This is a genomic window from Alphaproteobacteria bacterium, from assembly GCA_040905865.1.
In the GTDB taxonomy this organism is placed as follows: Bacteria; Pseudomonadota; Alphaproteobacteria; order UBA8366.
The window spans coordinates 1-9,526 of the sequence record JBBDQU010000017.1; the positions used below are offsets into that span (position 1 = coordinate 1).

7 protein-coding genes and 3 tRNA genes are annotated in these 9,526 nt (G+C 60.3%); 6 read left to right on the forward strand and 4 right to left on the reverse strand.

Annotated elements, in window-relative coordinates; translation table 11 throughout:
- Window positions 1–223 precede the first annotated feature (223 nt).
- Window positions 224–793, reverse strand: coding sequence for a hypothetical protein (locus WD767_04040; GenBank protein MEX2615248.1), 570 nt, complete (start codon window positions 791–793; stop codon window positions 224–226).
- Between WD767_04040 and WD767_04045 the strand changes: the two genes are divergently transcribed.
- On the forward strand, window positions 708–1,664 hold the full coding sequence (locus tag WD767_04045) for a type IV secretory system conjugative DNA transfer family protein (GenBank protein ID MEX2615249.1): 957 nt from the start codon (window positions 708–710) through the stop codon (window positions 1,662–1,664). The two genes, WD767_04040 and WD767_04045, sit on opposite strands and share 86 nt — an antisense overlap.
- Here WD767_04045 and WD767_04050 read toward each other — a convergent pair.
- Window positions 1,630–1,705 (reverse strand) — tRNA-Thr (locus WD767_04050). The two genes, WD767_04045 and WD767_04050, sit on opposite strands and share 35 nt — an antisense overlap.
- 91 nt (window positions 1,706–1,796) lie before the next feature.
- Here WD767_04050 and WD767_04055 point away from each other — a divergent pair.
- From WD767_04055 to WD767_04065, 3 genes are all read left to right on the forward strand, one after another.
- Window positions 1,797–2,045, forward strand: coding sequence for a hypothetical protein (locus tag WD767_04055; GenBank protein MEX2615250.1), 249 nt, complete (start codon window positions 1,797–1,799; stop codon window positions 2,043–2,045).
- Window positions 2,046–2,537: 492 nt separating this feature from the next.
- The gene (locus tag WD767_04060) at window positions 2,538–5,756 is read left to right on the forward strand and encodes an MHYT domain-containing protein (protein ID MEX2615251.1); all 3,219 of its coding nucleotides are present in this window, start codon (window positions 2,538–2,540) and stop codon (window positions 5,754–5,756) included.
- Window positions 5,753–6,973, forward strand: a complete 1,221-nt coding sequence (locus WD767_04065; GenBank protein MEX2615252.1) for an EAL domain-containing response regulator — start codon at window positions 5,753–5,755, stop codon at window positions 6,971–6,973. The genes WD767_04060 and WD767_04065 overlap by 4 nt, the downstream gene beginning before the upstream one ends.
- A gap of 60 nt (window positions 6,974–7,033) precedes the next feature.
- Here WD767_04065 and WD767_04070 read toward each other — a convergent pair whose 3' ends face one another.
- Together WD767_04070 and rlmB are read right to left on the reverse strand one after the other, a co-directional pair.
- Entirely contained in the window at window positions 7,034–8,122 is a 1,089-nt protein-coding gene (locus WD767_04070) for an aminotransferase class V-fold PLP-dependent enzyme (GenBank protein ID MEX2615253.1), read from the reverse strand.
- Window positions 8,119–8,871 (reverse strand): 23S rRNA (guanosine(2251)-2'-O)-methyltransferase RlmB, encoded by a 753-nt coding sequence (rlmB, locus tag WD767_04075; GenBank protein ID MEX2615254.1) that lies wholly within the window; start codon window positions 8,869–8,871, stop codon window positions 8,119–8,121. The genes WD767_04070 and rlmB overlap by 4 nt, the downstream gene beginning before the upstream one ends.
- A gap of 220 nt (window positions 8,872–9,091) precedes the next feature.
- Here rlmB and WD767_04080 point away from each other — a divergent pair.
- Window positions 9,092–9,176, forward strand: a tRNA-Tyr gene (locus WD767_04080).
- A 94-nt stretch (window positions 9,177–9,270) separates the two neighbouring features.
- Window positions 9,271–9,344: transfer RNA gene (locus tag WD767_04085), tRNA-Gly, on the forward strand.
- The last annotated feature ends 182 nt before the right edge of the window (window positions 9,345–9,526 follow it).

Here is a 9,526-nt window from a genome sequence, read left to right on the forward strand (position 1 = left end):
GCCATTCCCGAACTTCTGGACATGCTTGCGCTCGAAGGCGCGATCGTCACCATCGCGGCGGTGAGTGGTAGAACGAGGCGGCCAGTTCCCACGTCGCGCGACATTGCCGTCAGCAGCGCATGATGCGCCGGATGATCGGACGGGGATTTTACGGCCCGCGCCAAATCCACCCATTTGTTCTGGTCGAGATAAACGACATACGGGCGCTCGCGCATCGTCTATCTTACAGGTCACGCGGTTTTAGGAAATCTTCCCAGAAGCGGATTGCCTCGTTGCAGATATCTATGAATAGGCGGAAACCATCAGGGCCGGTCAGCTTGTGCGTTTCCGTTCGCACGTCGAGATAGGCGATCTCGTCGTCTTCTATCTGGGTTCGGATATTCAACACTGTGGAGAACTTCCGTAGGCGGGCGATGAAATCCTCCGCATAACGGAGGTCTTCGATGATGTAGTTCACAGGCCCGATGGCTGCCGCTTCGGCGCCCGAGCCGCGCACGTGTAGAATACGGTGCTTTGCGGCATTGCAGAGATCGGCCAGCCTCCTGTCGAACGGGTTGCGGCTTCTGGGCAGGTTCCTGGACTGGGTCCGTGTCCGGAAGCCGACCGGCCTGAAAGGCACGGCGGGGCTGATCAGGAACCTTCGTGAAATCCGGCACGAACTGGAAAAAGGCTGGGGACCGTATTGGGGCGTCTTCAAGGGCGAACCGATCTTTTCCCACTTTGAGGCATCGGCTTTCTGTGTCGGTCCGAGCGGTTCGGGCAAGAGTACCAAAATAATCGAAACGAACGTCATGGCCCTGAAGGGCTATGACAAGACGGTGATCGATTTCAAGGCCGACCTCACGCCCATCCTGGCCGGTGTCCTGCGAAAGCGAGGTGAGAACGTAAAAATCCTTAACCTCGGGGGCTTGTTTGCCGACATCGTCGGCGAGTCCGATGAGTACAATCCGCTTCACATCGTCGCCGATGAGTACTGGCGTCCCGGCGGGTTGCAGGACGTTTCGGATACGGGCTTCGAGATGTGTTTGCAGCTTTACCCGGAGCCCATCGTCGTCAAGCTGTGGCGGCAGGACGGCAGGAACGGCCCCTATGTGACCGCGACCCTGGGCCGCACCTATCAGAACGAACAGACCGGCGAATACGGCGAATCCCGCTCGCTGGGCGGATCGGAAGTTCTGAAGGCGCAGGCGCTGCTGGGCAAGGCGAACGAGGAGATGATCCGCTGGCGCGACTATTACAAGGAAACCGAACGCCGGCAGGTACCGGAACAGGGGGAAACGCCCACGCTGGACCCTGACCGGAATACGGTCGTACCCACTCCGGCACGGGACGTGCCGGAAAAACGCCCGGCGGCGCACGGTCGTGAAACGGGACCGGAGCTCCTACAGGAAAAACTCAGCGGCCAGCCCACGCCGCGCCGGACCTATGATGGAATTCTAGAACACACCCTGGAATTCCTCGCAAACCCTTGTAAACTCTGGCATTCCGAGCGCTTCGAACACAAAAGAACCGTGCTCAGACTGGCGTTTGCGGAGCGTCTGGCATACTGCCGAAACAAGGGCTATAGAACACCAGAAACAACCTTACCTTTCAAGGTGTTAGGTGGTCTCTGCAACCCGATAAATGAGATGGTGCCGCAGGAGAGACTTGAACTCCCGACCTGAGGTTTACAAAACCCCTGCTCTACCAGCTGAGCTACTGCGGCACTTGTTTCGCGGCGGGACATTATCAAAACCGGCGTGAAAATCCACGCAAAATGCGCGCCGGCGTCAAAGATACCGGTCGAGCGCCGCGAAGTGGCGGTCGATATCGCCGGTATCGCCGAACAGGTACCGGCTGATCCGGACCGCGTCGCCGCGCAGCGCGACGCAGACACCGTCTTCGCCGCGTTTCCTGTCCAGTATCTGGTCAGGAAATACGCGGTTTTATCCCGTTGGAAGGCTGGCCCCCGATGCGGTTTCGACCCGCGCGGGTGGCGGCGTCAATTGGATGCGATTGGTTTTCTGGCGGACGATATCGGGAATGAGCAGGCAGCCGGCGGCTAAACGCGTATCCAGGATCGTCCACGCGCCTGCCTCCTTTAGACGTCCCGAAAAGCCGGGCTTCTCATCGTAGACGACAAGTATGTTGTCGAAGCGGCCTGCGCGGAGAACAAGTCCACCGGCTTTTGCGACGGCCAGCATCATATCGGCATTGGATGCGTCTGGACTGAATACGGCTGTCAGGGACCCCGAAGCGCCGTCCGGCGTCGCCAAAATCCAGGGCGTCGCCAGCATGGTGGACAACCAAAGCGCCAGAGCCGTGAGGAGACCCCCGTTGCTATATGCTTTTTTAACCATTTTCCCGAATATTTCACCAGGGAAGCGCCGTAATGGCGATAATTTAGGCGATACGAATTTTTATCGCATCCTCCATTTGGTGGTCGTTTGCACCACTGAACCGGACTAAATACGTACCTTGTCGGCTTTTTTTAACGTATTGCCGCAATCATTGGAAAATCCACCCGCCGCCACCTGATCCCTGCCAGAATAGAGAACATGCCGACTCTGATTTTTTCGAATGTTGAAGGTCTGGCCGTCCAATACAGCGCTACGCTTGTCGTGCTGTCTTTCGCAATTGCCTGGTTCGCGTCGTTTACCGCGCTGGATATCGGCGGGCGCATAAACGCGACCGGCGGCGCCGCGAAGGCGGGCTGGCTTGCCAGCAGCGGGCTTGCGATGGGCGGCGGCATCTTTTCGATGCATTTTATCGGCATGCTGGCGGCAACACTTGATGTTCCGCTGAACTACTCACCAGCGCTGACTGCGTTGTCATTGATTTGCGCTGTCGGGTTTACCGGGGCGGGGTTCTATCTGGTCAGTCGGGCGCCGAAGAAACTGTCGACGATTTGTATTGCAGGTCTGCCCACCGGGCTCGGGGTCGCCGTCATGCACTATACAGGCATGGCGGCCATGGAACTCAGTGCGACGATTACATACGATCCTGTCTTGTTCTGTGCGTCTATCGTCATTGCTGTCGTCGCTGCGACGGCGGCACTCTGGCTCGCGTTTAATCTGGAAGTGGTGTGGCACAAGGCGATTGCCGCCGTGGTTATGGCCATCGCCGTGTGCGGCATGCATTACACGGCGATGGCGGCGGCAAATTTTGTACCAAATGAGTCGCTGCCGACACCTGACGCCGGGTTGTCGCCGCAACTGCTTGCCATAACTGTTGCGATCGGAGCCGCTGTAATTATCGGCGTATCGTTGATTTCCACGGTCGTCGACCGCCGGTTCACGGAAATGGAAGCGCGCGAATCCGAAGCGATCCAGGAGAACCGGGACCGGTTCCATGCGATCAGCTCCGCTGCTCCCATGTCGATTATTCTGTCGACGACGGATGGACGCAGGGTGGTGTACGGGAACGAGCATTCTCACGAATTGCTGGGATCTCCCGGCGAAGAAGGGCGGCAATGGGGTGGCATCCGCGAATTTTTCATAGAGCCGGACGCCCGGGATACGTTTTTCGACAGGATCCAGCTGGAAGGCGGTATCGAAAATTTCGAAACCCGCATACGCCGGCATGATGGCGTCAGTATCTGGGCGATGATTTCCGCGAAACGAATGAAATACCAGGGCACCGACATGATCGTGTCCGGCATTTATGACATTACGGATCGCAAGGAAGCGGAGTCACAGTTGCAGGGCAGCGAAGAAAAGCTGCGGGAAAGCAACACCGCGCTGGAGCGGGCCCTGCGGAACTCCGAAAACCATGCGCGGGAACTGGAGGCAGCCCTTCGCCGTGTCCGGGAAACCGATCAGGCGACACGCGCCAAGTCAGCCTTCCTCGCCATGATGAGCCACGAAATACGGACACCCATGAACGGCATTGTCGGCCTGCTTGAACTGCTGTCGGAGACCGATTTGTCCGGTCATCAGAAGGAGACGATTCAGACGGTCCGCCAGTCCGCCTTTTCGCTTCTGCGGATCATCGACGATGTGCTGGATTTCTCCAAAATCGAGGCGGGTAAACTCGACATAGAGGATACAGTTTTCGATCCTGCCCGACTGATAGAAAGTGTTGGCGAAATTCATGCGCCTAATGGCTGGAAAAAGGGCCTTGCGGTGGTGCTGGATTGTGCCCCGAACATGCCGGAGTGCGTGATTGGCGACGCGGCGCGGATACGCCAGGTGCTCAACAATCTGGTGGGTAACGCGGTGAAGTTCACGGAGTCCGGGCGTATCCTTATCCGCGCGGAATGTACGTCGAAGATCATGTCCCGCGCGACCATCAAGGTTACCGTCGTTGATACGGGGATTGGAATCGAGTCAGTGGACAAGGCGACTCTGTTCGAGCCGTTTTCGCAGGCTGGCATCGCCACGACGCGTCGGTTTGGCGGGACAGGTCTAGGGCTTACGATCAGCAAGCAACTCGTCGAACTCATGGGGGGCGAGGTCGGATATTCAAGCGAGTTCGGCAAAGGTTCCGCATTCTGGTTTACCCTGCAGCTCGAGATTGCTTCGACTGCGGTGCAGACTCAGCCCAGATTCCCGAAGATAGACGGGGTTACGGCGATTGTGGCGATGGCGGATGAAGAAGGCGCTGCGGTCACCGGCAGGTACCTGGCGGCATGCGGGATTCCCATGCTATCCGCCAGGAATGCCGATGCCGCGGCAAACCTGACCAGGCGCGCGCGCAAGGATGCGACGCGCGACGTCATCATCATGGAACGCGAGTTCCTTGGAACCGATGTCGCCACGGGATTGAAGGAGTTTGAGGCCCGGCTCGCGGAGCCGGCGACGCGCCTCGTTATCGCTGTCCGCGATCCTTCCGGCATGAGCCTGTTCCCGGAACATGGCAATCGGAGCGTCGTCGCCATTCCGCAACCGATCAAGGCAAAGGCTCTGGTGGATGCGCTTCTGGTCGCCGTGGGGCGGGCATCTCCCGTCAGCAAGGCGGTTTCCGAGGATGGGAACAGCCTGCAATCCGCCGTAGAACCGCCAACGCGCGACGAAGCCCTTGCTGCGGGGAAACTGATTCTGGTGGCCGAAGATCACCCGACAAACCGGCTTGTCATTGAGCGGCAGTTAAACCGGCTGGGTTACGCCTGCGACGTTGTCGAGGACGGGAAACTGGCGTTGGATCGACTCGCCACCGGTGAGTACGGGTTGCTGATGACCGACTGTCACATGCCAAACATGGACGGCTTTGAATTGACCGAGCATGTCCGGAACGGCCACGCGGGAATCGATCCGGAACTTACGGTCATTGCAATCACGGCGAACGCCCTGTTGGGTGAAGCGGACCGATGCCTTGCCGCCGGCATGAATGACTACCTGTCGAAACCGGTGAGCCTGAAGGTCCTGAATGACACACTGCGTCGCTGGATGCCGCTGGCCCATGACGAGGAAAGGGTGCAGCCGGAGGCCGCTGACCCGATTTTTATCGACACCAGTATCCTGGCGGAACTGGTTGGCGATGACGACGAGGCAATCAACGCGTTGCTGGCGAGCTTTCTTGAAAATATGACAGGGAATTATGAAGAACTGCTGACGTCGCGGGAGGGTGACAGGGACGTGCTTGATCGGGCCGTACACAGATTCGCCGGTGCGGCGCGAACGGCGGGTGCTGTGCCGCTGAGCCGGTTGCTCGACAATCTTCGCGATGTTCTGACGGGGGGTGTCGATGCTGATGTCGACAACGTGCTGGCGCAGGTTGCCGATGTCGTCGAAAAGACCCGCGCCAATATAATTTCCCGGGCCGGGCCGGCACATTGACATCTTCGCCCTTGCGTTCCGTACTGGCGTCACGTCGCGCGTTGATCTGCCTGGTCATCGACGACGATGCTTTCGTCCGCATGGCGACGTCCAGGGCGCTGCAGCGTCTGCATGTCGGAACGGTCCTGGAAGCCGCGAACGGCGCCGAGGCGATGGAGATTCTGCGGGCCTCCGGACGGGATGTCGATCTCATCGTCTGCGATCTTGAGATGCCGCGGGTGGACGGCATTCAGACGATGGAGTTCCTGGCGAAACTGAAAACCAGCGCCGGTATTGTCATTCAGAGTTCCCGTCAGGAACAGGCGCTTCATGCGGCTTCGGAATTCGCACAGGCCAATTCGCTGAACGTCATGGGCGCGCTGGCCAAACCGGTCAGCGGCAATGCGCTGGAAGGCATCATTGTCCGGATACTGGAAGCTTCAACCGAAACGGCAGTCAAGGTTCGGCCCATTGTCGATATATCGGTCGCCGAATTGCAAACGGCAATTCGTGAACGGCAATTCATCGCCCACTACCAGCCCAAGGTGACTGTCTCCGATGGCCGGCCGACCGGAATGGAGGCGCTGGTCCGCTGGAATCACCCGGATCTGGGGCTTGTCGGGCCGGATTCCTTTATTCCTGTCGCAGAGCGCGAGGGCCTGATTGATGATGTGACAAAACAGGTTATCGCGATGGCGCTTCGGGAAGCGGCATCGCTGATACATGATGGCCTGATCAATTCCGTATCAATCAATCTTTCCACGGCGTCGCTGAAAGACCGGACATTCACCGAGTACATTATCAATGCGATACGCCGGTGGAGCCTGCGGCCTGAAAATGTCGTACTTGAAATTACTGAAAGCGCCATGATCGAGGATCTGCAGTCGGCGCTTCACATCCTGACGCGACTCCATCTGAACGGAATCAAGCTCTCAATCGACGATTTCGGGACGGGGTTTTCGAGCATGCACCAATTGCTGAGGTTTCCATTCGGCGAGTTGAAGATCGACCGTATGTTCGTTTTTGAGGCGCATGACAATCCGGTGCAGCGCGCAATCCTGGAAGCGACAATCGGACTGGCGGACCGGCTGAACCTTGTCACTGTCGCGGAAGGCGCGGAGACGGAACAGGACTGGAAACTGCTGACGGAATTGCGGCCGACGGAGGTTCAGGGGTATTTCATCCAGCGTCCGGCCCCTATAGACAGGGTCCGCGCCTGGATCGAGTCGGCATCGTGAATCTGATCTTTATGCCGGATAGAACAGTTTGATCGCGGCGGGACATTTTCAAAACCGCCGTCAAATATGCCGGTCGAGCGCCGCGAAGAACCGGTCGATATCGCCGGTATCGCTGAACAGGTACGGGCTGATCCGGACCGCGTCGCCGCGCAGCGCGACGTAAACGCCGTCTTCGGCGAGTTTCCTGTCCAGCCCTTCCGGCAGGCCGCCGGGCCGCCGCAATCCGATGAAATGCGCCACCCGGTGGGCGTCCGGCGGCACGGCGAGGCCCCGCTCGCGCGCGGCATCGGCGGCGCGCCGGGTCAGCGGCGCAAGGGTCGCGGCGACCGCCGCCGGCGTCCAGTCCAGCACCTGCGTCAGGGCGGCCACGGCCATCGGCATGTTGATGAAATTGTAGCGTTCGCCCATGTCATAGCGCCGCGCGTTTTCGACCGGCGCATCGGTGCGCCGCTCCAGGGGGCGGCCCCGCTGCCGGTGCGGCGCGGCGTACAGGAACGCCAGCGTATAGGGGCAGAGCAGCCATTTATAGGCGGAGCAGGCGAGAAAATCGGGCTGGAGTTCGGCAATGTCGAGCGGCGCGGCGCCGATATACTGCGTCGCGTCGATGACGAAGGCGGCGCCGATTTCCCGGCAGCGGGCGCCGATGGGGACGAGGTCGACGCGGCTGCCATCGGTCCAGTGGCACGGCGGCAGGGCCACAATCGCCGTATCCGGGCCCAGATGCGCCATGACGGCATCTGCCCAGTTGCCATCCGCCGGCCGTGGCACCGCGACCAGTCGCGCGCCTGAATCCGCCGCGAGCTGCCGCCAGGCGTGATAATTGGACGGAAACTGCTGTTCCAGCACCACGACGTCCTGGCCCGGACCGGCGGCAAGATTGGCGGCGGCGGTGGCGATCCCGTAGCTGGTGGACGGCGCCACGGCGATATCGTCGGCCGTGGCGCCGACGATGCGCGCGAACAGATCCCGCGCCCGTTCGACTTCCGCCTCCGCGTCGTGAAAAATCGGCTCCCAGGGATGCGCCTTGCGGGCAAGGCCCATTTCGCCGGCGGCGACAACGCTGCGCAACAGCGGCGAATAGGAGGCGCAGTTCAGGTATGTGATATCGGCGGGAATATCGAACAGATGCCGCTGGTTGGGGATGGTCATGCCGGCGTTTCCGGCGGGCTCCGGCGCCGCGCCGCCTCATACAGGGCTATGGCCGCCGCGTTCGATACGTTGAGCGAGGCCAGCGGCCCCGTGGCGGGAATACGGACCAGGCTGTCGCAGGCTTCGCGGGTGAGCCGCCGCAGCCCGCTGCCTTCCGCGCCGAGAACGAGGGCGGTGCGTCCGTCCAGCGGCGCGTCGCCGATCAGCCCCGCCGCGTCGCTGTCGAAGCCGATCCGCCAGAAACCTTCCCGGCCGAGTGCTTCGAGCGCCCGCGCAAGATTGGCGACCCGCAACAGGGGAACGATATCCAGCGCGCCGCTGGCCGCCTTGGCCAGGACACCGGTCGTCGGCGGGGTGCTGCGGTCGTGAACGACCACCGCCGCGGCGCGGAAGGCGGCCGCGCTGCGCAGGATGGCGCCGACATTATGCGGGTCGGTGACCTGATCGAGCACCACCAGCAGGGCATCCGCGACCGGATCCTCGAGAAATTCATCCAGCGACATTTCGGCGAGGGGCGGTGCGTTGAGCGCAATTCCCTGATGTACGGCGCCCTTCGGCAGCAGCGCGTCAAGCAGTGCGCGGTCGACGGGTTCTGGAGCAGCGTCGGGAAAATCGATTCGCAGGCGCGTCGCGGCTTCCGGCGTGGCCAGCAGTCGTCCGCCGGCGCGATGGGGATTGCCCAGCGCTGCGCGGACCGTGTGCCAGCCGTAAAGCCATGCGGTCTGCGGGCCGCTTTCGCCCCGGGACATCAAATGTTTGCGATGCTCGCCTGACGGGTTGCGCTTTTTCATTGATTTCTGTAGATTTGCCATAATGTAACATAGCGTAATTCGGAGGGTTGCCGCACTGCTTAATAGCGCAGGCGCGGCAGGCCTCTTTTGGTGTCTTTTAATCATTGACAACAGGGTGCAAATACAGATAGTGCGCACGCCGCCGCGACGGCTCGCAAAACAGAAAAATCGCGTCGACGGAGGGGTGCCCGAGTGGCTAAAGGGGACGGGCTGTAAACCCGTTGGCTATGCCTACGTTGGTTCGAATCCAACCCCCTCCACCAGGGCGCGTTTTGAACGGTGATGTCAGGTTTGGCGCGGAAAACAGGCGAAGACGGAGAAATAATCGTTCAATCGGAAACGGAACACTGGCTCCACGCGGGTGTAGCTCAACGGTAGAGCCCCAGCCTTCCAAGCTGGTTGTGTGGGTTCGATTCCCATCACCCGCTCCAGACAGACTGCCGGCGCACCGCATTGGCTGCATTTGGCGGTGGAGATGGTGGCGGGTACAGGAATTTGGTCCGGTTGCGACGACAGGTCGGCGAGAAGATTGAGTGATTTTGGACAAGATTTAGTCAGGACAAGGAAGCGACAGGATGGCGAAAGCGAAGTTCGAGCGAAACAAGCCGCATTG

Bases quoted from the DNA above. Each gene is read 5' to 3' on its own strand.
- WD767_04040 (MEX2615248.1), bottom strand. From the start codon at position 793: ATGACGTTCGTTTCGATTATTTTGGTACTCTTGCCCGAACCGCTCGGA.
- WD767_04060 (MEX2615251.1), top strand. From the start codon at position 2,538: ATGCCGACTCTGATTTTTTCGAATGTTGAAGGTCTGGCCGTCCAATAC.
- WD767_04070 (MEX2615253.1), bottom strand. From the start codon at position 8,122: ATGACCATCCCCAACCAGCGGCATCTGTTCGATATTCCCGCCGATATC.
- rlmB (MEX2615254.1), bottom strand. From the start codon at position 8,871: ATGTCCCGGGGCGAAAGCGGCCCGCAGACCGCATGGCTTTACGGCTGG.